The sequence below is a fragment of the Janthinobacterium sp. SUN137 genome (assembly GCF_030587265.1).
In the GTDB taxonomy this organism is placed as follows: domain Bacteria; phylum Pseudomonadota; class Gammaproteobacteria; order Burkholderiales; family Burkholderiaceae_D; genus Janthinobacterium; species Janthinobacterium kumbetense.
Map to the genome: position 1 here is coordinate 780087 of NZ_JAPWHZ010000002.1, position 25880 is coordinate 805966.

The 25880-nt window shown below is 64.7% G+C and carries 25 protein-coding genes; 13 read left to right on the forward strand and 12 right to left on the reverse strand.

Going from position 1 to position 25880, the window contains the following annotated elements:
• Positions 1–15 precede the first annotated feature (15 nt).
• Both O3298_RS11605 and O3298_RS11610 read left to right on the forward strand, forming a co-directional pair.
• Entirely contained in the window at positions 16–2709 is a 2694-nt protein-coding gene (locus O3298_RS11605; protein WP_305059423.1) for a polysaccharide deacetylase family protein, read from the forward strand.
• A 2-nt stretch (positions 2710–2711) separates the two neighbouring features.
• Entirely contained in the window at positions 2712–3095 is a 384-nt protein-coding gene (locus O3298_RS11610) for an immunity 22 family protein (protein ID WP_305059424.1), read from the forward strand.
• On the opposite strand, the gene O3298_RS11615 is transcribed toward O3298_RS11610, so the two are convergent.
• Positions 3077–4300, reverse strand: coding sequence for a response regulator (locus O3298_RS11615; RefSeq protein WP_305059425.1), 1224 nt, complete (start codon positions 4298–4300; stop codon positions 3077–3079). The genes O3298_RS11610 and O3298_RS11615 overlap by 19 nt on opposite strands.
• Before the next feature lie 93 nt (positions 4301–4393).
• Here O3298_RS11615 and O3298_RS11620 point away from each other — a divergent pair, with 93 nt between their 5' ends.
• Both O3298_RS11620 and O3298_RS11625 read left to right on the forward strand, forming a co-directional pair.
• Entirely contained in the window at positions 4394–6472 is a 2079-nt protein-coding gene (locus O3298_RS11620; protein ID WP_305059426.1) for a TonB-dependent receptor, read from the forward strand.
• Between the two features lie 17 nt (positions 6473–6489).
• Positions 6490–7035: an RNA 2'-phosphotransferase gene (locus O3298_RS11625; RefSeq protein ID WP_305059427.1), complete on the forward strand. Its 546-nt coding sequence runs from the start codon at positions 6490–6492 to the stop codon at positions 7033–7035.
• 33 nt (positions 7036–7068) lie between these two features.
• Here O3298_RS11625 and O3298_RS11630 read toward each other — a convergent pair whose 3' ends face one another.
• The 11 genes from O3298_RS11630 to O3298_RS11680 form a co-directional block, all read right to left on the reverse strand.
• Positions 7069–7923, reverse strand: a complete 855-nt coding sequence (locus tag O3298_RS11630; RefSeq protein ID WP_305059428.1) for an aldo/keto reductase — start codon at positions 7921–7923, stop codon at positions 7069–7071.
• A gap of 92 nt (positions 7924–8015) precedes the next feature.
• Positions 8016–9230 carry a PepSY domain-containing protein gene (locus tag O3298_RS11635; RefSeq protein WP_305059429.1) on the reverse strand — a complete coding sequence of 405 codons (1215 nt, stop codon included), beginning with the start codon at positions 9228–9230 and terminating at the stop codon, positions 8016–8018.
• Complete coding sequence (locus O3298_RS11640; RefSeq protein WP_289910161.1) at positions 9230–11707, reverse strand: TonB-dependent siderophore receptor; 2478 nt, start codon at positions 11705–11707, stop codon at positions 9230–9232. The genes O3298_RS11635 and O3298_RS11640 overlap by 1 nt, the downstream gene beginning before the upstream one ends.
• A gap of 103 nt (positions 11708–11810) precedes the next feature.
• Entirely contained in the window at positions 11811–12806 is a 996-nt protein-coding gene (locus tag O3298_RS11645) for a FecR domain-containing protein (protein WP_289910159.1), read from the reverse strand.
• A complete protein-coding gene (locus O3298_RS11650) occupies positions 12803–13312 on the reverse strand; it encodes a sigma-70 family RNA polymerase sigma factor (protein WP_289897741.1) in 510 nt (169 codons plus the stop codon). The genes O3298_RS11645 and O3298_RS11650 overlap by 4 nt, the downstream gene beginning before the upstream one ends.
• Before the next feature lie 129 nt (positions 13313–13441).
• Entirely contained in the window at positions 13442–14557 is a 1116-nt protein-coding gene (locus tag O3298_RS11655) for a HupE/UreJ family protein (RefSeq protein WP_289910157.1), read from the reverse strand.
• Between the two features lie 8 nt (positions 14558–14565).
• The gene (locus tag O3298_RS11660; protein WP_289910156.1) at positions 14566–15777 is read right to left on the reverse strand and encodes a hypothetical protein; all 1212 of its coding nucleotides are present in this window, start codon (positions 15775–15777) and stop codon (positions 14566–14568) included.
• Positions 15778–15863: 86 nt separating this feature from the next.
• Entirely contained in the window at positions 15864–16112 is a 249-nt protein-coding gene (locus O3298_RS11665) for a hypothetical protein (RefSeq protein ID WP_099667811.1), read from the reverse strand.
• 18 nt (positions 16113–16130) lie between these two features.
• Positions 16131–17642, reverse strand: a complete 1512-nt coding sequence (locus O3298_RS11670; RefSeq protein WP_289910154.1) for a DUF4331 domain-containing protein — start codon at positions 17640–17642, stop codon at positions 16131–16133.
• A 374-nt stretch (positions 17643–18016) separates the two neighbouring features.
• Positions 18017–18664: a DUF1109 domain-containing protein gene (locus O3298_RS11675; protein ID WP_289910152.1), complete on the reverse strand. Its 648-nt coding sequence runs from the start codon at positions 18662–18664 to the stop codon at positions 18017–18019.
• Positions 18661–19245: a sigma-70 family RNA polymerase sigma factor gene (locus O3298_RS11680; protein ID WP_099668507.1), complete on the reverse strand. Its 585-nt coding sequence runs from the start codon at positions 19243–19245 to the stop codon at positions 18661–18663. The genes O3298_RS11675 and O3298_RS11680 overlap by 4 nt, the downstream gene beginning before the upstream one ends.
• 130 nt (positions 19246–19375) lie before the next feature.
• On the opposite strand from O3298_RS11680, the gene O3298_RS11685 reads away from it, so the two are divergent.
• The 9 genes from O3298_RS11685 (at position 19376) to O3298_RS11725 (ending at position 25797) form a co-directional block, all read left to right on the forward strand.
• Complete coding sequence (locus O3298_RS11685) at positions 19376–20182, forward strand: DUF1223 domain-containing protein (protein ID WP_305059430.1); 807 nt, start codon at positions 19376–19378, stop codon at positions 20180–20182.
• The gene (locus O3298_RS11690) at positions 20182–20778 is read left to right on the forward strand and encodes a cytochrome b/b6 domain-containing protein (RefSeq protein ID WP_305059431.1); all 597 of its coding nucleotides are present in this window, start codon (positions 20182–20184) and stop codon (positions 20776–20778) included. The genes O3298_RS11685 and O3298_RS11690 overlap by 1 nt, the downstream gene beginning before the upstream one ends.
• 50 nt (positions 20779–20828) lie before the next feature.
• Positions 20829–21560 carry a molybdopterin-dependent oxidoreductase gene (locus tag O3298_RS11695; protein WP_369811585.1) on the forward strand — a complete coding sequence of 244 codons (732 nt, stop codon included), beginning with the start codon at positions 20829–20831 and terminating at the stop codon, positions 21558–21560.
• Between the two features lie 83 nt (positions 21561–21643).
• Complete coding sequence (locus tag O3298_RS11700) at positions 21644–21931, forward strand: pentapeptide MXKDX repeat protein (RefSeq protein ID WP_099667818.1); 288 nt, start codon at positions 21644–21646, stop codon at positions 21929–21931.
• A 142-nt stretch (positions 21932–22073) separates the two neighbouring features.
• Positions 22074–22700: an energy transducer TonB gene (locus O3298_RS11705; RefSeq protein ID WP_289910146.1), complete on the forward strand. Its 627-nt coding sequence runs from the start codon at positions 22074–22076 to the stop codon at positions 22698–22700.
• A gap of 38 nt (positions 22701–22738) precedes the next feature.
• Positions 22739–23959 (forward strand): MFS transporter, encoded by a 1221-nt coding sequence (locus O3298_RS11710; protein ID WP_289910145.1) that lies wholly within the window; start codon positions 22739–22741, stop codon positions 23957–23959.
• Positions 23956–24378 carry a DUF5071 domain-containing protein gene (locus O3298_RS11715; RefSeq protein ID WP_289910144.1) on the forward strand — a complete coding sequence of 141 codons (423 nt, stop codon included), beginning with the start codon at positions 23956–23958 and terminating at the stop codon, positions 24376–24378. The genes O3298_RS11710 and O3298_RS11715 overlap by 4 nt, the downstream gene beginning before the upstream one ends.
• Before the next feature lie 140 nt (positions 24379–24518).
• The gene (locus O3298_RS11720; protein WP_305059433.1) at positions 24519–25391 is read left to right on the forward strand and encodes a hypothetical protein; all 873 of its coding nucleotides are present in this window, start codon (positions 24519–24521) and stop codon (positions 25389–25391) included.
• Positions 25392–25470: 79 nt separating this feature from the next.
• Positions 25471–25797 (forward strand): hypothetical protein, encoded by a 327-nt coding sequence (locus O3298_RS11725; RefSeq protein ID WP_305059434.1) that lies wholly within the window; start codon positions 25471–25473, stop codon positions 25795–25797.
• Positions 25798–25880: the final 83 nt, after the last annotated feature.

The window sequence follows — 25880 nt, forward strand, 5'->3', positions numbered from 1 at the left end:
GGGAATGACAAGCCTGTGACTTCCAAGCCGATCAAGATCGCCGCCACCGTTGTTGTGGCACTCGCCGCTGGGGCCGGCATTTATACGTACACCCGTCCCGCCGCCACCGCCACGCCGGGCGCTCCTGCCGCGGGCAATCCAGCCGCCGCGCCCCAGTCATCTGTCGACACGGCCGCCGTGGCCGCCCAATTCCGCGACTTGCTGGGCAATTTCCGCAAGATTATCGTGCTGCTGGCCGACGAGCAAACTCTGCCCGAAGGCGCGCGCGACGAAGCCCGCAAGGTGGGACAGGCGCTGTTCCATGAAAACCAGGAGCGCATCGCCAGGCTCGATGCGGCGCTCGACCAGTTGACGGCGCCCACCAATCCGGGCCGCTTCGAGGCGCTCGACAGTTTATTGACCTATATCGAATCCGATCCCGGTCTGTACGACGCGGACCGCCTGGCGTTCCGCGAACTGCTGCAAAGCATGCTGGCCGACGTGGCCAAGGATTCGTCCTTGCCGGCGATCAAGCTGCACAAGCGCATTTCCGAAGACCTCGACGCGCTGGGCGAGATCGAGCGCAATTACGAGAAGGAAATCCGGCAAATCTTCGGCAACCTGGGCCAGCGCGCCATCGAACTCAAGCGTGAACGGTGGGACGATTACGTGGCGCAGCTGAAAAAACTCTACAGCCGCGAACAGATTCTCAAGGAAAACGGCATCGTCGTGCCCTATGCAACACCGCCGGCTGGCTCCGTGCCCGAAGCCAAGCCCGCACCCAAGAAGGACGAAGCGGAAATCTTCGGCCTCGGCTTGCCGAAGAAAACCATCGTGCTGACCTTTGACGACGGCCCGCACCGACGCTACACGGAAGAAATCAGCGCCATCCTGAAACAGTATGGCGTGCCGGCCGTGTTCTTCAACGTGGGCCGCAACTTGGGCAGCCTGGACGCGGAAGGCCACGCCAAGCTGGGCGCGGGCGCGGAAGTGAGCCGCAAGCTGATGAAAGAGGGCTATGCCGTGGGCAACCACAGTTTCAGCCACGCACAATTGTCGAAACAGACAGGCGACAAGCTGAAGGGCGAAATCCTCGGCACCGATACGCTGTTGAAGGCCATCAGCCCCGAGCGGGCCGCGCTGTTCCGCTTTCCTTATGGCGCGCGCAACAGCGAAGGCATGGCCGCGCTGGCCGATGCGCACTTGAAATCCGTGATGTGGAATATCGATTCGCTGGACTGGGCCGACCCCGTGCCCAGCTCGATCACCAATCGCGTGCTGGCGTCCGTCGACAAGGCGGGACGGGGCATCGTCCTGTTCCACGACATCCACGAACGCACGGTGAAAGCCTTGCCGGCCGTGCTCGACAAGCTGATCGCCGAAGGTTATCAATTCGCGGGCTGGGATGGCACGAGCTTCCAGGTCGCGAAAAGCACGGCCCCGGCGCCGGAAAAGGTGCCCGTCACCACCGGTTACGCCAATTCCTGGGCCGTGGTGATCGGTATCGACGACTACGCCAAGTGGCCGAAACTGCAATATGCGGTGCGCGATGCGCAAGGCATTCGCGAGACGCTGATCGAGAAATTCGCCTTCGCGCCCGAGCGCGTCGTGACCCTGAAAAATGGCGAAGCGACGCGCAACAATATCCTGGCTGCCTTCCACGACAAGCTGGCGCATGGCGGCGTGCAAAAGAATGACCGCATCTTCGTCTTCTTCGCGGGCCACGGCGCCACGCGCAAGCTCAGTTCCGGACGCGACCTCGGCTACATCGTGCCCGTCGATTCCGATCCGGCGCAGTTCGCCACGGATGCGATTCCGATGACGGAAATCCAGAATATCGCGGAATCGCTGACGGCCAAGCACGCGTTCTTCGTCATGGATGCCTGCTACAGCGGCCTGGGCCTGACGCGCGGCGCCGGTTCCAGTTCCTTCCTGCGCGACAACGCCAAGCGCATCGGGCGGCAAATGCTGACGGCGGGCGGCGGCGACCAGCTGGTGGCCGATGGCGGACCGAACGGCCACTCCGTGTTCACGTGGACCTTGCTGCAAGGCTTGGCGGGCAAGGGCGACTTGAACGGCGACGGCCTCATCACGGCCACGGAACTGGCCGCCTATGTGGCGCCGGCCGTGTCCAGCGTGTCGAACCAGACGCCCGCGTTTGGCAGCCTGCCCGGCTCGGAAGGGGGCGATTTCGTCTTTGAATTGCCGGGCGAAACGGAATTCCTCAGTCCGAACACGACGCAGCTGTCGACGGAAGCCATCGCCCTGAACAGCAAGCTGGACGCCAAACCGGCAGCGGCCAGCGTGACGGTGAAGGATTTGCAGGGCGGCGAACAGAAGATCGTCACGCCGGGCGCCGTGCCGTCGTCCACGCGCCAGCTGGCGCAGCGGGCCAACGACCGGGGCTTGCAGCTGTACAAGGAGAAACAGTATGCGGCGGCGGAAGCGCAATTTACGGAAGCGCTGAAATTGCGTCCCGACTTTGCGCTGGCGGCCAACAACCTGGGCTTTGTCTTCTACAAGCAGGAAAAATACCGCGAAGCGGCCCGCTGGTTTGAAAACACGGTCAAGATGGACCCGTCGCGCGCCATTGCCTACCTGAACCTGGGCGACGCGTATGCCAAGGCCGGCGATGCCGCCAAGGCGAAAGCGGCCTATAAAACCTATCTGGAACTGGCGCCGACGGCTTCGACAGCGCCGGCCGTGCGGCAAAAGATGGAAAAGCTGTAAGCGTGTCCGACAGCGTGCCCATCGTCCACGTATTTGCCTGCAATGGGCGCTTTCCCAGCTGGGAAGCGCTGCAGGCTTATCTGTCGCCCACGTACACGGAAGACGGCGATGCCGTGCCGTCGCCATTCTTCCTGGAAACGGGCCTCACGTCCTATGAGCCGGCCTGTTTCGAGAGCGCCATGCTGGCGTCGGCCGCACCGCTGGCGCAGCTGCTCGATGGCGCGTCGTATGGCGACAGCTGGCTGGCGCAGGCATGCGCGGATGCGCAGGCGCAGGGCGTGCTGGCCGATGCCAGCGTGTGCGTGTTTGCGCCGAATCAGCTGGCGCACCCTCAGCGCAGCTCGCTGCATTACGTGGGCAGTTACCGTTACTGCGTGGAAGACTGAGCGCCATCCCCCCGTTCCTCATGCAATAGCTTGTTGACGCTGGCCAGCAGGCTGGTGCCCGAGGTGGTGATGAAGCGGGCGCCGGCCGCCTCCGCTTCCGTGCCGTAGCTGGCAATCGTATCTTTGCTGCAATACACGATGATGGGCAGTCCGGGCTGGGCTTGCTGCACTTCGCGCACCGTGCGTATGCCCGCATCCTTGATACGCCGGCGGTTTTCCACCCGCGCCATGTCCGTGATGAGCAGCGCATAGGGTTTCTGTTGCAGCATGGTCAGCGCCTGCCGCGTCGAAACCGCCTGGTCCACCTTGATGTTTTCCCGTTCCAGCTGTTCCACCAGCAAGGTATTGTTGCGCGGATGGTCGTCCAGCCACAGCACCAGGCTGGCGGGTTTTTTCTCCGCCGGCATGCCGGCCAGGGCCGTGACGGCCGCACCCTCGCACGGCGGATGGGCCAGTAACAGCTGCGTCACGGCTTCCTGCATGTCCTCCAGCGATTTTTGCTGCAAACGGCTCAGTTCCGCCACTTCGATTTCCTTACCGCTTTGCAGGCGCACGGATTCGTTCTTGACCATGCTGTCGGCGCGCTTGATCATGATGGACAGGTAAATACGCGTGAGCAGGTAGCCGATCAGAAAACCATGCACGGAAAAGAACAGCATGATGCCGCCCACGACGGCCATGGCTGTGGGCGTGTCCGTGTCCAGGCTCGGTGCGATGAAGGCGGCCATGTTGCGCGCGCTGCCGGGCAGGCTTTTGAGCTCGATCAAGCCCACGCCGACGATGATTTTCGTCAGCCAGTCCGACACTTCCACCAGATTCGAATTGATTTCCATGGGCGTGGGCGTGCCCAGGAACAGGGTATTGCTGGCATTGCCCGTCGCCGCATCGGCCCCGGCGGCCGGCGGCTCGTCCGTGGCGCGGTCCTTGCCATTGCTGCGCTCGTCGTGCGGCGCCATGTTGATGGTGCCCGAGGGCAGGGTGCGCGGTATGCCGAACAGGAATCCCAGCAGCATGCCGCTGACGCAAAAGCCCAGGCTCCACAGCAGGGCAGGCACGGCATGATAGTAGGGCGGCAACAGGGCGCCCGCCAGCACGGCCAGCAGCCCCGCCAGCAGGATGAACAGCAGGATATACGGCAGCACGTCGCGCTTGCGCACGTCGGAAGGGGGACTGCTTGCCTTGCCGGTGCTGTCGTTCAGGTTCACGCTCGCTCCTTGAAAAGGCTGAATCCAGGCGCCCATCCGCCGCGTATATAGCCAGCAGGAGCCCGTACTGACATCATAAAAAGGGGAGACGCGATGCTATTGAGAAAACGCAAACTGGTGGCAGCTTGTGCACTGGCATTGTTGGGCATGGGGCGCCAAGTGGCGGCGCAAAGTCCGGCCGACGTGGCCACAGGGGCCGAAGCGTCGCGCACCGTGCGCGTGACGGGCCACTATGACAACGCCGTCGGCACGTCGGATGCGGCCAGCCAGGGCGTCATCACCAATGAACTGATCGTCAACCGTCCCGCCTTGCGCACGGGCGAGTTGCTGGAATTCGTGCCGGGACTGATCGTCACCCAGCACAGCGGCGACGGCAAGGCCAACCAGTATTTTTTGCGCGGCTTTAACCTCGACCATGGCACGGATTTTGCCACCTACGTCGACGGCATGCCTGTCAACATGCGCACGCATGCGCATGGGCAAGGCTATTCCGACCTCAATTTCCTCATTCCCGAACTGGTGCAGCGCATCGATTACAAGAAGGGGCCGTATTTCGCCGGCGAAGGCGATTTTTCCTCGGCAGGCAGCGCCCGTATCCGCCTGGCCGACAAATTGCCGCAAGGCCAGGCCAGCGTATCCGTCGGCCAGCACGGCTATGTGCGCGGCGTCGTCGCCGATTCGGCCGCTGCCGGGCCTGGCACCTTGCTGTACGGCCTCGAAGTGAACCGCAACAACGGTCCCTGGGACGTGCCGGAAAACGTGCGCAAATACAGCGGCGTGCTGCGCTACAGCCAGGGCACGCCAGATGACGGCTACAGCGTGACGGGCATGGCGTATCAAAACAGCTGGAACGCCACGGACCAGGTGCCGCTGCGCGCCGTGGCATCGGGCCAGATCGGCCGTTTCGGCTCGCTGGCGCCCAGCGACGGCGGCGACACGTCGCGCTACAGCCTGTCGTACGCCATGCGCAAGCGCACGGAGAAGCGGTTGTTCGAACTGGATGCCTACCTGATCCGCTCGCAACTGGAATTGAACAGCGATTTCACCTATTTCCTTGCCAATCCGGTCGCCGGCGACCAGTTCCAGCAAAGCGAGCGGCGCACGGTGGCGGGCGTGAACGCGGCCGAAAGCTGGAGCACGGAGTTGGCGGGACTGCCCATGCGCAACAAGGTCGGCGTGCAGGCCCGCTACGACCGCTTGTCGCCCGTGGGCCTGTACAACACGGTGGAACGAGTACGGCAGAGTACGGTGCGCGAAGACAGCGTGCGCGAGGCCAGCATCGGCCTGTACGGCGAAAACACGGTGCAATGGCTGCCGTGGCTGCGTTCGGTGGCGGGCTTGCGCTACGACGCCTACCGTTTCAAAGTCGATAGTAGTATCGACGGCAACAGCGGCACGGCGAACGACCACGTGGTGTCGCCCAAGCTGTCCCTGATTCTTGGTCCGTGGAGCAAGACGGAATTCTTCGTGAACTACGGAAAAGGTTTTCATAGCAACGATGCGCGGGGCACGACGCAGACGCGCCTGCCTGACGGCCAAGCTGCCACGCCCGTGACGCCCCTGGTGCCGACGAAAGGCGTGGAACTGGGTGCGCGCACGGAATGGCTGCCGGGCCTGCAAAGTTCGCTGGCCCTGTGGCGCCTCGATATCGCGTCGGAACTGCTGTTCGTCGGCGACGCGGGCGAGACGGAAGCGAGCCGCGCCAGCCGCCGCCACGGCATCGAGTGGAACAACCATTACATCGCCGCGCCGTGGCTGCTGTTCGACCTGGACCTGGCCGCCTCGCGCTCGCGCTATACGCAAAACGATCCGGCGGGCAACCATATCCCCGGCGCCATCGACAAGGTGGCTTCGTTCGGCGTGACGGTGACGGACCAGGGCCCATGGTCGGGCGCTTTTCAATTGCGCTATTTCGGCCCCCGTCCCTTGATCGAGGACAATAGCGTGCGCTCCGCGTCGACTACACTGGCATATGCGCGCCTGGCGTATCAGCTCAACCGCAAGACGCGGTTGTCGCTCGACGTGTTCAACCTGTTTGACAAGCGCGCCAGCGATATCGATTATTACTATGCGTCGCGCCTGCCTGGCGAGGCGGCGGACGGGGTGAACGACCGGCATTTCCATCCGGTCGAACCCCGTTCCGTACGCCTGACCTTGTCATATGCGTTCTGATAACGGTAGACTGGGGCATGACAGATCATTTAGTAAATACCAGTAAATTTCTTTCCCTCATATTGCGCCACGCCCCAGAAAAAATCGGCCTCGCGCTCGATAGCAACGGCTGGGCCGACATCGGCCAACTGCTGGCGCAATCGGCCCGGCATGGCCGCCGCCTTTCCCGTGAACAGTTGGATGACGTGGTGGCGCGCGACAGCAAGACGCGCTACGCCATCAGCGCCGACGGCTTGCGCATCCGCGCCAACCAGGGCCATTCCCTGGCTGCCGTCGATATCGCTCTGCCGCCCGCCACGCCGCCTGCCATGCTGTACCACGGCACGGCCAGCCGCTTTGTCGAGGCGATTCGTGCCGGCGGTTTGCTGCCGGGATCGCGCAACCACGTGCACCTGTCGTCCAGCCGCGAAACGGCCGTGGCCGTGGGCGCGCGCCACGGCAAGCCCGTCGTGCTGACGGTGGACGCAGCCGCCATGCAGGCGCAGGGACACGTGTTTTATGTGTCGGCCAATGGCGTGTGGCTGGCGGACGCCGTGCCGCAAGCCTTCATCGGTTTTCCCTGACGAGGGAGCGGACTGTCCCCCCCCCCCGGGGAATCAGATAGCGAGCTTGCGTGCCGCCATCCACTGGACGATGGCCGGGTCGCGGTGCGAAAAGAAGCTGCTGCTGCTGCCCGTTTCCAGGGTGGCGATGGCGGCCATGTCCGTTTCGTCCAGGTCGAAATCGTCAATTTCCAGGTTTTCCGCCATGCGCTCGCGGCGCACGGTCTTGGCCAGCACGGCGATGCCGCGGTGCGTCAGCCAGCGCAGGACGACCTGGCCGACGGACTTGCCGTGCTTGCCAGCGATGCCCAGCAGCAATTCATTCTGGAACAGGTTGTTGCGGCCTTCGGCGAACGGCGCCCACGCTTGCGGCTGCACGCCGTGCTCGAGCATGAAGGCCACGCTGTCCGCCTGCTGGTGGAAGGGGTTGATCTCGATCTGGTTGACGGCGGGCGCGATATCGTTGAAGGCGATGAGGTCCATCAAGCGGTCCGCATGAAAATTGCTCACGCCGATGGCGCGCAGCTTGCCGCTGCGATACGCATCCTGCATGGCGCGCCAGGAACCGTGCACGTCGCCGAACGGCTGGTGGATCAGGAACAAGTCCAGGTAATCGAGCCGCAAACGCTGCAGCGACTGCTCGATGGCTAGTGCCGTGCGCTCGTAGCCCGTGTCCTGCACCCACAGCTTGCTGGTGACGAACAGCACTTCGCGCGCGACGCCGCTGCGGGCGATGCCCTGGCCGACGGCCGCTTCGTTCAGGTAGGAAGCGGCCGTGTCGATCAGGCGGTAGCCGGCGGCGATGGCGTCGATGACGCTGCGCTCGCATTCGGCGGGGTCGGGAATCTGGAAGACGCCGTAGCCGGCGACGGGCATGGCGATGCCGTTATTCAGGGTGACGCGGTTCATCGCAAGCTCCTTCAGTCATTAACAGGAGCTACTGTACGGCGTCTGCCACCTATTGATAAGCCGTTGGAATCGGCATGCTCTTATTAGCTGCGCTAATGAATGAGGGCTTTGGCTTTGGCTTGCCCCTGGCGCTTGCGGCGCCAGATCAGCACGCCCGATACGCTCAAGCCTGCCACCAGCACGCCCATGGCGCAGATGAACATCTTAAAGGGCCAGCCCCACATCGAGGCCATGTGCAGGGCGCTGATCCAGCTGCGGATGGTGTCGCCGCTGGCCGCGCCCGTGGGCAGCCACGCGGCCAGTTGCCGGCCGCTGGCCGCGTCGAAGAAGACGGTGGTGAGGCCCTTGTGGGCGCGCACGTCGCGGCTGCTGCGCACGTTGTAGCTGTACACGCCCAGCGCGCGTTCGTAGGACAGCGCGTTTTCCTCGACGATGGCGAACGCGTGCCGCTGTGCCAGCGCGTGCATCAACAGGCGCCCCTGCGCGCGCGCAGCGGGCCAGTCCAGCTGCGGGCCCGGCGACGGCGTGTGCCGCGCCACCGCTTCCTCGGCCACCTGGTGCGGGAACAGCGGCTGCATCACGGCCGCATACACGCCGTACAGATTGAAGGCGACGCCGCTCCAGGCAAACACCAGCAGCATGGCCCACAGCCACAGGCCGCCCGCGCGGTGCAGGTCGAACACCAGTTTATAGCTGCCGCCATGGCGGCGCAGCAGCCAGGACGGGCGCCAGCGCCGCAGCCACGGTTTACTGCCCGGCGAGCGTTTTTTCAGGCGCGCGGGGAAGGTCAGGGCGGCGCCGATGAAGCAATCGACCGTCCACACGATGGCGACCAGGCCGAAGATGAACAAGCCCGTGTCGCCCAGCGCCAGCGCGTAATGCAGGCGCTCGATGAAGGGCAGCAGGTTGATGGCGCCCTGGCTTATCTCGCCCCAGCGACGCTGGCCCAGCACGGCGCCCGTATAAGGATCGACAAACACTTCGTCGCTGGCCAGCGGCGCGTCGCCGGGCGGGCGCAGGTAAAACACCATGCTGCGGCCGGGCGGCGCGGACAGGGGCGCGTACATGACGCTCGCCTGGGGAAAGCGCGCGGCGATGGACTCGCGCAGCAGCAGGGCGTCGAGCGGCGCCGCGCCCGGCGTTGGCGGCGCTGCGCGGAAGACGGCGGGCAGCATGGCCGCTTCCAGCTCATCCTTCCATGCGAGCGCGCTGCCCGTGACGCCGGCCACGATGAGGAAGCCGGCCATCAGCAGGCCCGCGTAGCGGTGCAGCGCCGCCAGTGCGGGGCGCATGTGCAGCGATGGCATCAGAACCTGTACATCGCGCTGACGTTGGCCGTGCGTTCGGCATTGCGGTAGCACAGGCCCGGCAGGTAGCCGCAGTCATACAGGGTCTGCTTGTCGAGCACATTGTTGACGTTGAGGGAAAACTGCCACGGCCCGCGCGACACGCCCAGCGCCGCATCCCACTGCGTCAGGCCGCCATTGCGGATGTTCAGGTTGTCGCCGTCGGAGTTCGAGCGCATGGCGCCGAGAAAGCGCATGCCCAGCGCCGCATACGCGGGCAAGGCCGTGCCCAGGTCGAACGCCTGACGCGCCCAGGCCGAGGCGCTGTGGCGCGGCGCGCCCGACTGCTGCAAGCCCAGGTCGCCGTTATTGCTCTTCCTGACCTCCGTATCGAGGTAGGTGTATTGCGCGATCAGGCTCAGACGGCTGGCGAACTCCGTGCGCGCTTCCAGTTCCAGGCCGCGCGAGCCCACTTGCCCCGTCTGCAGCAGGCTGCCCGGGTTGCCGATGTCGGAGGTGGTGACGTTGTCGCGCACCAGGTCGAAGACGGCGGCCGTGTAGCTGGCGCGCTGGCCCACGGGTTCATAGCGCACGCCAGCCTCGAATTGCTTGCCGCGCGACGGCTTCAGGGCGTCGCCGTTGGCCGTGACGCCCAGTTCGGGCGAGAACGAGGTGGCGTAGCTGACATACGGCGCCCAGCCGCCATCGAACAGGTAGACGGCGCCCACGCGGCCCGTGGTGGCCGACGGCGACTGATGGTAGTCCGCTTTCACGCTGCCGGCATGGAGGTCGGTGACGTCGCGCGATTGCGTCGCCTTGTCGCGGCGCAGGCCCGCCGTCACGACCCAGCGGTCCCATTTGATTTGATCCTGCGCATACAGGCCCAGCTGGCGCGACGGGGCGTCTGCGCGGGTCGGCGACTTGGCCGGGACCAGGGGCTGCTTGCCATACACGGGCTGGTACAGGTCGATCGGCTCGATAAAGCCCTGCTGGTGGCGGTATTCGTCCGTGTTGCGGATGTTCGCGTAATCGACGCCCAGCAGCACCTGGTGCGCCAGGCTGCCCGTGGCGAAGTGCGCCTGCAGCTGGGTATCGGCGAACAGGCTTTTCGACGCCGTATCGACGGGCATGAAATAGCGCTTCACCGTGCCATCGTCATTCAAGCCCAGCGGGAACATGTCCGTGCGGTCGTTCTTCAGGTGCGTGTAGCGCAGGTTCTGGCGCAGCGACCACGTATCGTTGAACGCATGCTCGAACTCGTAGCCCAGCATGGTGTTGCGGCGCTTGAAGCGGTTGTCGTCGCCCATCAGGTTGACACCGGGGTCCACCTGGCCGCGCGGGCCCGGTACCAGCAGCTGGTTGGGAAACGCGTATTGCTGGTTGTCCTGCTCGTAGCGGGCCAGCAGGGTCAAACGCGTGGCCGGTCCTGCCTGCCAAGTGAGGGACGGCGCGAAGTACAGGCGGTTGTCGCGGTCGCGATCCAGCCGCGTGTCCGCTTCGCGGCCCAGCATGACGACCCGCCAAGTCCAGGCGCCCGGCGCGTCGAGCGTGCCGCCCACGTCCGCTTTCAGCTGGCGGCGCTGGTAGCTGCCGTACTCGATGCCCACTTCGCGCACGGCGTCCGCGCTGGGACGCTTGCTGACGGCGTTGACCATGCCGCCCGGTGGAATCTGCCCGTACAGCACGGAGGCGGGGCCGCGCAGCACTTCCAGGCGTTCCAGGCCATACGGCTCGATGGAGGCGCCAAACGTGCGGCCCGAATTGCGCAAGCCATCTTGCAGGATGCCGTTCGTTTCGATGGTGAAGCCGCGCAGCAGCGAGGAATCGTCGCTGCCCAGCGGGCGCTGGTTTGGCGTCACGCCCGCCGTGTAGCGCAGGGTCTCGTCGAGCGATTCGGCGTTGCGGTCGCTGATTTCATCGGCCGTGACGACGGACACGGATTGCGGGTTTTCATTCAAGGCCGTATCCGTCTTGGTGGCCGAGGCGGCGCGCCGCGCCACGTAGCCGCGCACGGAGCCCGTCGCCGTTTCGCGTTCGGCCGTGGCATTGATGGTGATGGCGGGCAGGGTGGCGCTGGCCTGCGCCGCCTGTGCGCTTGCCGGCGCCGGCAATGGCGTTGCGGAGGCGTCCGCCCGCAGCGCATAGGCGCCGTTGGCGCCCGCCACGACGCGCACGCCCTGGCCGCGCAGCAGTTCGTCGAAGCCCTGGCGCACGGTATAACTGCCCGCCAGGCCGCCGCTGCGCTTGCCCTGCAAGAGGGCCGCGTCGGCCGACAGTTCCACGCCGGCCGCGCTGGCAAACGCGGTCAAGGCCCGCTCCAGCGGTCCGGCGGGGATCGCGTAGGGGCGCTTGGCTTGCGCATTCTCAAGCGTTTGCGCGTGGGCGGCAGGGGCAGTGACGGCCAGGGCGCCCATGGCGGCGCCAGCCAGGAACAGGGCCTGGATGGCGACGGCGAGGGGAAATGGACGCAGCTTGGGTGCGGTCGGGCGAGGGGGCATGGTGCAGATCCTTGGAAAGTGGAAGGAAAAAATCGGTTCTTCCCGTATTCCGAACGAAAAGCCCAAACCCTCAACTTCTTTTCATTTATTTTACCTATATTTTTCAGGACGCCTGGCGCGGCCCTACGCTGACCCAGTAGCGCGTGCGGTAGCGCAGCTGCACGGGCAGGCTCAGGGCCAGGTTGGCCAGCGAGCGGTCCGTGTCGCGCAGCGAATACACGCCCGTCACGCGCAGGCCGGCGATGGAGGCGTCGCAGCGCAGCACGCCGTGACGGTAGCGTCCCAGCTCGGCCAGCAGTTCGCCCAGCGGCATGCGTTCGGCCACCAGGCGGCCGTCGGCCCAGGCGGCGGCGCTGTCTTCCACCTTGCCGATGTCTTGCACTGCGCGGCGCGTATAGCCGGCCTGCTGGCCCGCCTGCAGGTGCACCGGCGCGGCGCCGTCCTGCCGTGGCTGCAGGGCGACGGCGCCCTGGAACACGGCCACCTTGCTGGCGTCGGCATCGAGGCGCACGCCAAAGCGCGTGCCCAGCGCCGTGGCCGTGCCTTGCGGCGTCGCCACCAGCAGCGGACGGTAGACAGGCGCCGTTTCGTGCGCGCTGGTGACGAGGATGGCCCCCGCGCGCAGCACGATGCGCCGTTCGCCGGCGCTGTATGCCACATCGATGGCGCTGGCCGTGTCCAGCACCACTTGCGTGCCGTCGGCCAGCACGATGGCGCGCGTCTCGCCGACAGCCGTGCGGTAATCGCTGGCGGCGCGCTGCCACAGGCCCGATTCGTGCGCCAGCAGGGCCGTGCCGCCGCCCGCCGCGATCAATCCCAGCAGCTGCAAGGCGCGCCGGCGGCCGGCGGCATGGCGCTGGGCCGGCGCCAGCGCGCCGCGCACCACTTCGCGGGGCAGGGCCTCGAATTGCCGGGCGAAGCGCTGCAGCCGGGCCCAGGCCCGTTCGTGCTCCGGGTGGGCGGCGCGCCAGGCGGCGCAGGCGTCGGCATCCGCCGCGCTGGCGTCTTCCGCCCACAGCCGCGCCATCCACTCGGCGGCGCGCTGCAGCACTGCGGGGGCGATGGGAGCGCCATCAGGCGGCGAGTGCATGCCGTTCATGCGCATTGCGCCATGCAGCAGGCCAGCAGCGCGCGGGCGATGTATTTTTCCACGGAGGAGACGGACACGTCGAGGCGCGCGGCGATGTCGGCGTAGGCCATGCCTTCGAGCTTGCACAGCAAAAAGGCGTCGCGCACCTTGTTCGGCAGGCTGGCCAGGATGGCGTCGATTTCCATCAGCGCTTCGACGATCAGCGCGCGCATTTCCGGCGTCGGCACGAGCGCTTCCGGCTGCGCGGCGATGGCGTCCGCGTAGGCTGACTCGATATGCCGGCGGCGGAACAGGTCGACCACCAGGCCGTTGGCGATCTGCGCCAGGTGCTGGCGCGATTCCACGGGAGCGGGCGCGCGGCCGCGCGCGAGGATGCGCAGATACGTGTCGTGCGCCAGGTCGGCCGCGTCGAAGGCGTTGCCCAGCTTGCGGCGCAGCCAGCCCTGTAGCCAGCCATGGTGGTCGCTGTAGAGGACTTCGATTTGCCGATGCAGTTCCAGTTCGGGGCGTAGCATGCAACCTTTCCATGCCACGGTCCACAGGACAGACAGGCCTTGATGCGATTGAGAATTGTTCGTATTGTAGCCCGAATGCCGGGACTTGTGGCCCGGCAGTGGCTGTCCAGCAACGCTATCGGGCGGCCATCACGTTGAAATCAGCTTGATATCGGCCACCCGCTCCACCAGCCACACGCAAGCGACCAGGGCGATGGCCAGCGAGCCGACGGTCAGCACTTGCCGGTACAGCCACGTCTTGCGCAGCAGCCAGGCGAGCGGCAGGAAGGCGGCGACGATGGCCAGCTGGCCGATTTCCACGCCCACGTTGAAGCCGAACAGGCTGGCCAGCAGGGAGCCTTGCGGCAAGCCCAGGTCGCGCAGCACGCTGGCGAAGCCGAAACCGTGGATCAGCCCGAATATGAAGGCGGCCACGGGGCGCTTGCCGCGGAACAGGGGCAGCAGGTTGTTCAGCGCAGCCAGGATCACGGAAGCGGCAATTGCCGATTCCACCCAGCGCGACGGCAGCGACACGAGCGACAGGCTGGCCAGGGTCAATGTGATGGAATGGGCCAGCGTGAACGCCGTGACGACTTTCAGCACGTCATAAAAAGCCGTTTTCAAGCCTTGCCGCTGTTCGCGCAAGCCCGGCAGCAGCACGGCCGGCAGCAGCAGGGACAGCAGGAACAGGATATGGTCGTAGCCGATCCAGATATGCCAGATGCCGTGTTTGACATACGCGCCGAACTGCGCCAGGCGGTCGGGGGCGGCCAGGGACAGCGTCTGGCGCGGGCTGTCCGGGTCGAAGATGGCCGTTTGCGTGGCGCCGCCGCTGTCGATCTTGAGCAAGCCCTTGTGCTGCGGGTCGAGGTCGGCGAACAGGGTGTAGCCGATGCTCAAGGTGGCTGGCGCGGCGTTGCCGGGGCAGGTGGCCGCAAAGCGCAGCACGCTGTAGGCGCCGTCCGTATGCTGGTCGATCAGCTGCTCGACGGCCTTCAAGGGGCAGGCGCCCCGGTCGCTGGCCAGCTGCAGGCGCTGCAGCGCGTAGGCGGCAATGGCCGCGTGGCGCGCGCGGATTTCATCCCAGGTCAGCGCGCCGTCGCCATTGCCATCGAGGCCGATGGCGAAATCGAGGTCGCGCAGGGCGATATCCCATTGCCCGTCGATCTGCTGGCCGTGCACGGCCAGGCTCAGGTAGCTGTCGCTGGGCTTGTGCGCCTGCGCGGGGGCCAGCCAGGCGCACAGGGTGAGCAGCAACGCGAGCATGCGGGCGTTCACAGCGCACCTGCTTTCTTTGCGGCACTAAGTTTTTGCCCATCCTGCGGTCCCAGCTGCCTGACGAGGCGCTGCAGGGCCACGTCTTCCACGCCATGCGCCGTGATCCAGGCCAGCACCGGTTGCGCCGCCGCGTAGTTGCGCGCGGCCACGGATGCTTCCAGCAAGATGCGCATGTCGGGCACTTCCTTCTGGATGGCCCAGTTTTTCTGCGCCAGTTGCAGGGCGGCCGGCACATCCTGTTGCAAAAACAGGGCGAAACGGGCCTGTTCCCGCTGGTGCACGGTGTCGCCGCGTTGCATGGCGGCATTGAAACGGGCCGCCAGTTCCGCTTTCGCCGCCTGGAAGGCCGTCTGCTGGCCGGGCAGCGCCTGCAGCGCCAGCGCGTAGCGCAGCAGCAGGGCGTCGATGCGCTGCTGCTCTTTCAGCAATTTGACGACTTCCTGCGGGCGTTGCCGGTCGAGCAGGAAATCCGCGTAGGCGCCCAGCAGATAGCTGTCGCGCGGCTGCCGCGCCAGCGCCGCCGTGTAGCGCGCCTCGGCCAGCGCTGCCTCTCCGCGCCGCGTGGCCATTTCCGCCAGCAGGGTTGCGGCCCAGCTGTCGAGCTCCGGCGCCGCGCCGGCGCTGCGTTGCAGGGTCAGGTCCAGCAAGCGCTCGCTGCTGGCGGCCCGGCCCGTGACGCTGGCGATACTGGCAAGGCAGGTGACGGTGACGAGCTGCGTCGTCAGGGCGGACAGCCGGGCGCAGCTGGCTGTCGCCTGGGCGTAGTCGCCCTGCACGGTGAGGACGGTGGCGCGCGTCAGCCAGGCCTGGCCGTTTTGCGGCTGCTGGGCGATGACGGCGTCGAGGTCTTGCAGGGCCGGGCCGAAATGGTGGGTGCTTTGCAGGATGGTGGCGCGCAGCAGGCGCACGGGGACGGGCGGCGCCGCTTGCCGCCACCAGGGCGCCAGCGCCGCTTGCGCGTAGCCCAGGTAGCGCGGGTCCGTTTCGCTGCGCGCCAGGGCAATGTAGCGCTGGGCCAGGCTGGTGGCCAGGGCAAGGTCTTGCGGCGTGTCATTCAGTTGCTGGCGCAGGCCGCGCAAGGCGAGCTGCGTGGCGTCGGCGCGGCGCGGCAATTGCTCGATGACGGCGCTGCCGTCTTTCGGCGTGTAGGGCGCGGCCAGCGCCAGTGCGGGCAGGCAGGCGCACAGCAGGGAAATCGGTGTTTTCATCGTGGACGCCATCGACGGTGGAGTAGGGCGGCAAGGGCGGGCGCCGGAGAACGCTGTCTCCGGCGCCCGCACTCGGTTACTGCGCGTTACAACGGTACCGGCTCCGTATTTTCCGGAGAGGTCGCCATGATGGCGTCGATGGCGACGCCGTCCTTGTCATCGCTGGTGGTCAGGATGACGTTGCTGACGGCCACATAGAAGGCGTCGAGCAAGACCACGGGCGGAGGGGTGACGCCGCCGTCGCCGTTATCGCCGCCGTGGCTGCTGCCGCCGCCACCGCAGCCGGCCAGCAGGGTGGTGAGCGCCAGGGCGCCGCATGCATGGAGCTTTTTCATCGTATTCTCCTCGTAGGCTTACAGTTGCGGCGAACCGGCGATGGGGTTTTTCAGGTAGGGAAAACCTGCCGTGAAGTAGGTTTCATCGAGGAAGGCGCCATCCGTGAAGTGCAGGGCGCCGGCCGGGGCATCGGCCGGGGCGCAGCCGATGTTCAGGGTGCACAGCTTGCCCATGGCCACGCGCAGCACCACGTCGACCACGTCGTCGCCGGGGCGGCGGCCGTTCGGGAAGCCCGCGTTATCGCCATCGATCACGCCCAGGCGCTTTTGCGCGCCGACGGCGGTGGGGGCGATCGAGGTGTTCAGGCGCAGCATTTCGGACGCCGTCACGGTGACGGGCTGGTTGACGCCCTTGATGCCCGTCAGGAAAGTGGCCACCAGGTCGTTGCGGGGGAAGTTGGTGGGCGCCTTGGCGCCTGCCGAGCCGAACAGCACTTCCACCAGGGCCGGCGCCGTGGGGTTGGTGACGTAGTCGGCAAATTGCGCATCGCCCGACGGTTTGCTGGCGTTGAAGCGGTCCTTGTCCTTCAGGCCGATGACCAGTTCATTCACCAGCGGCATGCCCAGGCGCGACACTTGCACCCACGCGCCGCCTTCCTTCGAGGCCGTGGTGGCCGTGCCCGGCGCCGGGTTCAGCAAGCGGCCCTGGCGCAGGCTGGCCGTGGTCCAGCCGCCGATGACGGGGTCGCTGCCAGCCGTCAGGCAGGCGGTCGGCACTTCCATCTCGATGGCCGTGACGTTTTTCCGCGCCAGGTCGTCCTTGGCGGCCGACTCCGCATTCGCGGCGAATTCCGTGGCGGGCGCCTTGATATTGATCAAGTCGAACGTTTCGCCCAGGTTCACGACGAACGGGTCCTTGCGCTGGCCGACGAACATGCGCGCCGGCGTGGCGCAGCCGGGAATATTGACGGCGTACACATGTTGCGCAGCATACGCGGCATAGTTGGGGATGGCCTTGTTGCCGATGTTGTCGACGGGCTTGTCGAAGGTCGTGCCGCCGCCGCTGGCGTTGGTGACGGCGCTCCTGGTGCCCGTGCGGCGGTCGCCCCGCACTACGGTGACGCTGTACGTTTCGCGCACGTTCAGGCCGGCCGGATTGACGCTGTCGATGGCGCCGCCGTTGATGACGAGCGGAATCGAGACTTTCTTGCCGCCCACGGTGAACTGGCCATCCTTGATGGTGTTGGTGAAGCGGAACTGGAAGGTGAGGTCTTCCTTGCCGTCGCCATTGTTGTCGATATGGATTTCGTACAGGGCGTTGGGGTCCATGGCGAAGTAATTCGGGCCGCCGTAGGCGTCCTGCAGGGGAATGTAGTCGGCCACCAGGGTGGTGTAGGCGCCGCGGCCCGCCTCATAGCTGCGGAACATATAGAAGTCGGTGGCGTCGACTTTGGGGTTTTGCGTGATGAATGGCGCTTCGCGGTGGCTGGAAGCGTGGGCCGCTGGCGCGATGGCCAACGTGAAGGATACGGCGAGCAGGTTGCCCATGAGGGCGGCGCCCAGCGCGGTTTTCGAGTGGTGCAAAGACATGTCGATTCTCCCTGAATTGTTATACGCAGTGGCAGGATTTGCGGAAATTACGGAGCTGCATCACTTGTACGGAGCGCCAGCACGATCAGATTCAATTCCCCACAACTTATTTTTTGGTAGCGGAATGAACGGCCGTCGATCGTCAGGGGCTGGCGCACGCAGTCGAATCTACGCGCGTATTGCATGTCGGTAAGAATAAATATTTTGTGGACAAGAAAAGACAATCCGGCGGCTGGTGGCGATAGCCTGTTGCGCTATGTCAGCGCGTATGCAGGGGTAAAGGCCGCGCGTGGGAATGCGTGACTTTTGCGGATATGAAGTCGATAGGCGTGAAATGGCCGCTTGACGGGCGCCGCGCCTGCTGCGAGAGTAACTTACCAGGCCAGCGCTTTAGGGCCGATGGCGCCGCCGATGGCCGTGGGTATCAGCATGCCCAGCACATACCAGAAACCGACGAAGCTGGCGGCCAGTTCAGGGCAGTGCAGGCAATAGACGAGGGCCGCCATGGCGCCGGCGGCAAAACCGGCAGCCGCGCCGGCCAGGCGCAGGCGCGTGGGCGCCAGCTGGCGCATCAGGCGCAGCACGGCGGCCAGCAGGGGCAAGGAAAGGGTGGCGATCAGCAAAGGGCAGCTGCGCCAGGTGGCGCCCCAGAACAGTTCGGCGCGCTGCTCGGGCGGCGCTTCGTTCAGGATGAGGGCGCCAAGCGCCCACATCAGCAGCAGGGGCACGGCGAGCAGCAGGGGCAGGGCGCGCGTCGGCGCCCCGGGCACACACAGGCGGCGGGTGACTTGCCAGGCCGCCAGGGAGAGGCATATGACGAAACCGACCTTGATCCAGAAGTCCGGCAGCAGGGCCAGCTGTTCCAAGTTGGGCCGCACGCCCAGCAACAGGGTCATCAGCGTCACGCTGGCCAGCAGTCCTGCGCCCAGGGTGGTGGCGGCGCGCCGGCGGGCGCCCGGGGGCGGCGCGGCGGCCACGTCGGGGCCGCTGGCCAGCATGGCGATCAAGTCATCGGTTTTCATGGTGTCCTTATCCTCAAGTTGGCTGCCAGTGCCTTCAAGCCGCGATGCACGGCCACTTTGACGCTGGCTTCCGAAATCTGCATGGCCGCCGCCGTGTCGCGCACGGACCAGCCGTCGAGCTTGGTATGCACGATGGCGTCGCGCTGCTGCGCCGGCAAGCTGGCCAGCAATTTGCCCAGGTCGCGGCTGGCTTCGGCCGCCTCGGCATCGGCGCTGGAAAACAGTTCCTGCGCGCTATCTTCTTCGTCGTACGGCAAGTGCTGCGCTTCGCGCCGTCCATGCCGGCGCAGCCAGTCGATCAATTTATAGCGGGCGATCGCATGGATCCACGACGTCAGCGGCACGCCCGTGTCATACGTCAGTCGCTGGTTGTGGATGGCCAGCAGGCACTCCTGCACCAGGTCTTCCACCTCGTCCGGCCAGCGCTGCAGGCGGCGCCGCAGGAATGCGCGCAAATGGCTGCTGCTGGCCTGCAAGAAACTGCGATACGCCGCCGCATCGCCCTCGAGCCCGCGCAGCATCAAGCCATGCAGCCGCAATTCCGTTCCATGCAGGTGCTCGCTTACAGGTATTCGTTGCATGCAGGCCTTTGGTGACAGGCGTTGAAAAAAATAAATATCATTAATTTTGCCGGCGGCTGTAACCAATCCGGCCATTGCGGCGAATTGACAGGCAAGCACGCTTCTTCATTCACTATAACGGGTAGTCATCATGCATATCAAGCACCGCCTTGCCGCCAGCCTCGTTCCGCTCTGCCTGTGGGCCGCGACGGCACCCGTGTACGCGCAACTGGCGGCCGGCCAGCGCTGCGCCGTGCAAAGCGGGCCGCAGACGGCGGCGCTGGTGGAGCTGTACAGCAGCGAAGGCTGTTCCAGCTGCCCGCCCGCCGACCAGCGCCTGAACGCCTTGCGCAAGGAAGCGGGGGCAGCCAGCCTGGTCGTGCCGCTGGCCCTGCACGTCACGTACTGGGACCAGATCGGCTGGACGGACCCGCTGGCGCAGGCGCAATTCGATGCGCGCCAGGCCGAATTGCTGCGCCACCAGCCCCGTCATGTGGCCTACACGCCCCAATTCTTTGTGGGCGGCACGGAATTGCGCGGCTGGGATACGCAACTGCCGGCCGCCATCCGCCGCATCAACGCGACCGCCGCGCCCGTCAATATCAGCCTGTCCGCCACGCCTGGGGCGGGTGGACAATTATTGCTTGAAGCCAATGCCAGCGCGGCGGATGGGCAGGCGGGCGGCCAGCTGTACGTGGCCATCAGCGAAAGCGCCATCGTCTCGAAAGTGCTGCGCGGCGAAAACCGCGGCGCCACCCTGCATCACGATGCGGCCGTGCGCCTGTGGCTGGGACCCGTTGCGCTGGCGCAAGGCCACGCCCGGCTGCGCCGCGAAGTCAACCTGCCCGCCAGCTGGCGCCCGGAGCAGCTGCAAGTGGTCGCCTTCGTGCAGCGGGCCGACAGCAGCGCCATCCTGCAAGCCGTCAGCACGGCATCCTGTGCGAAGGGAGTGATGTGATGGACGGACAAGCGAACGTGATCCACCCCGCCTGGCTGCGCGTGACGCACTGGCTCAATGCCGTGGCCGTCGTGGTGCTGGCCACCAGCGGCTGGCGCATCTATAACGCGGCGCCATTTTTCCCTTTCGAGTTGCCGCGCGCGCTGACCCTGGGTGGCTGGCTGGGCGGCGCCCTGCAATGGCATTTTGCCGCCATGTGGCTGCTGGTGGCCAATGGCTTGCTGTATCTGATCATCAATATCGTCTCGGGACGGCTGCGGCGCCAGTTCTTTCCCCTGACGCCGCGCCTGTTGCTGGCCGATTTTGTTGCCGCGCTGAAAGGAAAGCTGGCCCACGCGGACCCGCGCCGCTACAACATGGTGCAGCGCGCCGCCTACCTGTTCGTCATGCTCGACTGCATCGTGCTGGTGCTGTCCGGCCTGGTGCTGTGGAAGTCCGTGCAATTCCCCCTGCTGCGCGAGCTGATCGGCGGCTACGAGAGCGCGCGCAGGGTCCACTTCATCGCCATGGCGTTGCTGACGGGCTTTGTCGGCGTGCACTTGCTGATGGTGGCGCTGGTGCCGCGCACACTGGTCGCCATGCTGCGTGGCCGCTGAAGGAGATGAGCATGAAAAAAACCATCATCGTGCAGGAGCAGGGCCAGGCCATGCTGGACGACGCCTTGCGCCAGATCAAGCAACCGTCGCGCCGTTTGTTCCTGCAGCGCAGCCTGACCCTGGGCGGCTTGTCCTTGTTGACTGGTTGCAACGTCAGCGACCCGTCCGGCATCGAGACGGCGCTGGCGGCCGTGTCGCGCTTCAACGACAGGGTACAGGGCTGGCTGTTCGACCCGAACAAACTGGCGCCGACCTACCCGGACTCCATGATCACGCGGCCGTTTCCCTTCAACGCGTATTACGGCGAAGACGAGGTGGAAGAAGTCGATGGCGACGCCTGGCGCCTGGAATTGAGCGGCTTGATCGCCGACAGGAAGCCGTGGACCCTGCCGCAACTGCGCGCCTTGCCGCAGGAAACCCAGATCACGCGCCACATCTGCGTGGAAGGCTGGAGCGCCATCGGCAAGTGGGGCGGCGTGCCGTTTGCCCACTTCCTGAAGCGGGTCGGCGCCGACACGACGGCAAAATACATCGGCTTCAAGTGCGCTGACGATTATTTCACCAGCATCGACATGGCCACGGCCCTGCATCCGCAAACCATCATGGCCCTGAGCTACGACGGCCAGGAATTGCCGCCCAAGTACGGCTACCCGATGAAATTGCGCATGCCGACCAAGCTGGGCTACAAGAATCCCAAGCACATCCAGGCCATTTTCGTGACGAACACCTACCCGGGAGGGTATTGGGAGAATCAGGGCTACAACTGGTTCGGCGGCTCTTGAACAATTTTGGCAGTACCCGTAGCACGGCAACAGCTTTACCACCGGGCAATCTCGCCCATATAACCCAGAGACAAGGACATATCATGAAAACCACCATCACCGCCCTGATCGCTTCCGCCATCCTCATGTCGGGCGCCGCGTTCGCCCAAGATGCCATGAAGAAAGACGCCATGGCCAAGGACGCCTCGGCCGATGCCATGCACAAGGATGCCATGGGCAAGGATGGCATGCACAAGCCGATGGCGAAGAAGCACATGAAGAAGGACCACATGGCCAAGGATGGCATGGCGAAAGATGCCATGGCAAAAGACGGCATGAAGAAGGATGAGATGAAAAAGGATGGCATGGCCAAGGATGCGATGGCCAAATAAGCGGGCAAGCAAGGTTTTGCATGGGCAGGTGCGCCATCCTCGCCGGGTGGCGCGCCTGCCGTCGTTTCGCCAGCGGCTTGCTGGTGTTCATGGCAATTTGCTAAAATTGAAAACTTATTTAATAGCAATTGCTGGAGTAACGATGCCGATGCATGAAGCAAGCTTCCCCTTACGCTGTGCGGCAGCGGTGCTGGCCATCCTGCCCGGGCTTGGCCAGGCGATGCCGGGCGCGACCTGTCCGCCCCAAGTGTATCCGCACGAGGCACGCCTGTATGAACTGGAAGGTAAAACGAGCGTGCGCTTTTCCGTAGAGCAGGATGGCAAGGTGGCAACGGCATCCGTGGCACGCAGTTCGGGGTGGAAAGTTTTGGACGATGCGGCGCTGAGCAATGTGCGGCAGTGCGTGTTCCCTGCTGATAGAGCGGCCAAGGAAAATTTTAGTGTTCAGTATGTATGGGATCTGGACGATACCGAGCTCTTGCGTCCCTTGCTGGTACCCGGCAGCTGCCAGCCTTCCCAGCGCGTCCAGGGCTATAACAACCTCGACAAATTGGCCAGCAATGACAGCGGCGTCGTGCTGCGCATGTTTATCGGCAGCGAAGGTGCCCCTGCACGCATCGTGGCCGAAGCGCCAGGCCTGCCAGCGGAACTGGTCGAGGCGGCGGTTACCTATGTGCAGGGTTGCCGTTTTGCCATCGATCCTGAAGTTGGCGGCACGCGTAGCTGGAGCACGTATGGCAAGGTGCTGCTGCGCCGCCAGCCCCTGTAGTAAGCTTGCACTGTCCACATCGTTTACCCGCCGAAGTCATGACTGAACCATCCGCCGCCGCTGTTGCCACTGTATCGTCCCCCTCCGACAAATCGATCCGCCGCCGCTCGCTGTTCGCCGCCTGCAGCGCGCATGCCGTGCATGACGGCTTGACGGACGTGATCTATGTGCTCCTGCCCATCTGGCAGGCGCAGTTTGCCATCAGTTACGCCATGGTGGGCCTGTTGCGCGGTTCCTACTCGGGCATGATGGCCGGCTTCCAGTTGCTGGCCAGCCGCATGGCGAAGCGCTGGGGCCGCGAGCGCATGCTCGTGGGCGGCACGGCGCTGGCCGGCGTCGCCTACCTGATCGCGGGGCAGGCGGGCGGCCTGGCCGTCTTGCTGATCGCCTTGCTGCTGGGCGGCCTGGGCGCCAGCACGCAGCATCCGCTGGCGTCTTCCATCGTCACCGACACGCACGAGGCGGGCGGCGGCGTGAAGGAAGCGCTGTCGCACTACAACTTTGCCGGCGATATCGGCAAGACCCTGATTCCCGCGCTGGTGGGCTTGCTGTTATTGGTGTGCAGCTGGCAAGCCAGCGTCTCCTTGCTGGGCTTGCTTGGCCTGGCGGCGGCCGGCTTGCTGTGGTGGCTGCTGCCGAAACCGGGCGAGCTGCAGGCGGGTGCGAAGAAGGCGGGCAAGACCATCGCCGGCAGCGGCTCGAAGGCGAGCTTTCGCGCCTTGCTGGCCACGGGCACCCTGGACAGCGCCGTGCGCATGGGTTTTCTCACCTTTTTGCCATTCTTGCTGAAAAGCAAGGGAGCGGGCACGGCCGGCATCGGCGTGGCCTTGTCCCTGCTGTTCGTGGGCGGCGCCTTCGGCAAGTTGCTGTGCGGCTACCTGGGCGCGGGCATCGGCATGATGAAGACCGTGTGGCTGACGGAATCGATGACCTCGCTGCTGATCGTGCTGGCCCTGTGGCTGCCGCTGGCCGGCGTCATGGCCATGCTGCCCTTGCTGGGGCTGGCGCTCAATGGCACTTCATCCGTGCTGTATGGCGTGGTGCCGGAATTGGCCGAACCCGGCAAGCGCGAACATGCGTTTGCCCTGTTCTACACGGGCAGCATCGGCGGCGGGGCGCTGTCCCCCGTGCTGTTCGGCGCGCTGGGCGACCATACGAGCGTGCACACGGCCCTGCTGGCGCTGGCGGCCGTATTGCTGCTGACCTTGCCGCTGGCGTGGAAGGTGCAGCGGGGCCTGGCGCACGGCGGCACCGCATGAAACGCACCGGCGAGACGCCCCGCACGCCTCTGCCGTTGCCGCGCGATAAACACGATACGCGCAACGCGCGAGCCCTGATCGCCTTGAGCTGGGAGGAAGTCCATCCAGCCATGCCGCAGATCCTGGAATGGGTGCAAGATGTCAATTGGCCGGTGGCCGGCGTGCTCCTGCCTTACCTGGCCGGCATCGGTGTGCGCCTTGCCCCCTGTATAAAAACGGTGCTGGCCGGTAATGACGAACAATGGAAGTACTTTGTGTTGCAAGGCATCGTGCGCCATTCACGGGATCTGGCATTCGAATTGGACGGGGAATTGCAACGCTTCGCCCATGCACCGACAATGGGAGAACTGGAAGAAGGCGTGGCCGAGGTGGCCCGGGAAATTCTGCAATGCCAGATAATAACTGTGGCCGGCCAGTAATCAGGGGCATTATTGTAAGAAATCAGTATTGAATGTGCGTGCGTGTGGCCATTCCTGTAATAGATAGGAGACAATCCGGGCCGAATATATTTCGACCTCCGGGTTGTAAAACCCTCCCTATCATTTAACAGGAAGATTACATGGGCAATTTTAGTATCCCGCAAACCAATAAAGCACTCGCCGTGTATTTTCATGGCAAGACGGTGCCTAGGCTGTTTGCGGTATTTGCGGCGATCCTGGCGGCAGTGGCAGGTTTTGTCTTGTACCTGAGCACGACCATCCCTCAGAAAACACTGACCGATACGCAGGCCATGACCTTGCGTAATGGCGCCAAGCTGGGCACGCACAGCAATTTGACTATTCTGTACGGCACGGCGGCTTTTCTATTGCTGCTCGCCGTGCTGGTACTGGTCATGCGCGCGATAATGCTCAAGCGGCGGAAAAGCCGTTTTGAATTGCATGAAGACGGTGTGGTGCATGAATTGAACGGCATTCGCAGCTACGCCGCCTTTGCCGATATCGAGGACCTGTATCTGTTTGCCGGCGGTTCCACCGCCATGACCGGCATGATCAATAACTTTGCCTACCGCACGGGCGCCGACCAGCCCTGGATATGGGCTACCGGAGAACTCAAGCGCTTTGACGAATTCATGGACGAATTTCGCTCCCGTTACCTGGATTACCGCATGCCCGTCTTGAAGCAAAAGCTGGCGGACGGCGAGCGCGTGACTTTCCGCTACATCAGCAGCGGCGAGGTATACAAGAAACGCTTGTTCGGCAATTTCCTGAATGTCAAGACACAGGAACTGGCCTTCTCGGCGCAGGGCTTGCATGTGGACGGCGTCACCTGGCCTGGCGCCAGCCTGAAGTGCATGAATCAGAACGACTGGACCGAGAGATTGACGATCAAGGATGCGGCGGGTACGACCGTATTTTCATGCATCGGCACGGGTATCCTGAGTTTCGACCTGTTCGCCAATATGATAGACGACGAGATTAATCAAGCGTCGTAATTCCGGTGGAAATAAGCCTCCCGATACGGGGAGGCTTGCGACCGGCTTATCCCGGTCGGCGGCCAAATGCAGATAAAAAATGAAAACACAGTTACTGTCGAATGACGAATATCAAAAAACCTTCCATGCGCCTATGCTGAAGGTGACCGAGACCGCCAGGGAAGTCGTCGATCTTTGGGCATATGCCGATCTGGTCATCGGGAGTGACTTTGGCGACGCCGCGGACTGGAATTGGCAGGTCGCGCATATTTATGAGTCGTCAGATGGAAAGTTTCAGCACATCGGCATTCCCGTTCCCCGCGATGATACTTATCTGACTGTGATCGTCGATATACACGACAGAAAAATCCTGGGGCATGTTTTTCTTGATTTGCGCGCCAGGCAGTCAAGCCGCAGTGAGGAATAACAGGGAGCGATTGGTGCTCCATGTCGCATTGATAAGTTATTGGCAAGCCGATACGGCATGACTTGCCCGCCAGTCCCCCCATC